At 51.0% G+C, this 1,154-nt stretch carries 2 tRNA genes and 1 rRNA gene; all 3 read right to left on the bottom strand.

The features are described from left to right. Positions 1-102: 102 nt before the first annotated feature. Positions 103-176, bottom strand: a tRNA-Ala gene (locus tag WS42_RS14785). Between the two features lie 17 nt (positions 177-193). Continuing rightward, positions 194-267, bottom strand: a tRNA-Ile gene (locus WS42_RS14780). 135 nt (positions 268-402) lie between these two features. After that, positions 403-1,154, bottom strand: a 16S ribosomal RNA gene (locus tag WS42_RS14775); the annotation flags it as partial.

The following is a 1,154-nucleotide window of genomic DNA, read 5'->3' as shown; positions in this document are numbered from 1 at the left end:
GCGGGATGATATATACTTTCAGCTCTTTACTACTAAAATTACTGTTTGCTTGTACAATATGTCATAGATCGTTCATCTTCGTTTCTTACGTTTCCGATGGAGTGGAGAATAACGGATTCGAACCGTTGACCCTCTGCGTGCAAGGCAGATGCTCTAGCCAGCTGAGCTAATCCCCCGAACTTGATTCCGTTCGTAGTCCCAGGCAGAGTTGAACTGCCGACCTCTACATTATCAGTGTAGCGCTCTAACCAACTGAGCTATAGGACTAAGTTCAACCTAGTCTGTTTAATTAGACCCGGCTTCTTACTTTCTCTCTTCCGTATCATTACGGAATCATATCTTGAAATAAACAACACCAGCAGTACAAGAACAAAAACCTTATCGATCTTTCGTCCTCTCCAGAAAGGAGGTGTTCCAGCCGCACCTTCCGGTACGGCTACCTTGTTACGACTTAGCCCCAGTCACCAGTTTTACCCTAGGGCGCTCCTCGCGGTTACGCACTTCAGGTACCCCCGGCTCCCATGGCTTGACGGGCGGTGTGTACAAGGCCCGGGAACGTATTCACCGCGCCGTGGCTGATGCGCGATTACTAGCGAATCCAGCTTCGTGGAGTCGGGTTGCAGACTCCAGTCCGAACTGAGAGAGGTTTTGGGGATTGGCATCCACTCGCGTGGTAGCGGCCCTCTGTACCCCCCATTGTAACACGTGTGTAGCCCCGGACGTAAGGGCCGTGCTGATTTGACGTCATCCCCACCTTCCTCACATCTTACGATGGCAGTCTTGTCAGAGTCCTCAGCAAAACCTGTTAGTAACTGACAACAAGGGTTGCGCTCGTTATGGCACTTAAGCCGACACCTCACGGCACGAGCTGACGACAACCATGCAGCACCTTCACAGATGCCTTGCGGCTTACGGCTTTCACCGTAATTCATCTGCAATTTAAGCCCGGGTAAGGTTCCTCGCGTATCATCGAATTAAACCACATGTTCCTCCGCTTGTGCGGGCCCCCGTCAATTCCTTTGAGTTTCACCGTTGCCGGCGTACTCCCCAGGTGGAATACTTAACGCTTTCGCTTGGCCGCTTGCAGTATATCGCAAACAGCGAGTATTCATCGTTTACCGTGTGGACTACCAGGGTATCTAATCCTGTTTGAT

Source organism: Odoribacter sp. N54.MGS-14 (assembly GCF_000980295.1).
Classification (GTDB): Bacteria; Bacteroidota; Bacteroidia; order Bacteroidales; family Marinifilaceae; genus Odoribacter; species Odoribacter splanchnicus.
This window is presented reverse-complemented; position numbering and strand designations above follow the sequence as displayed.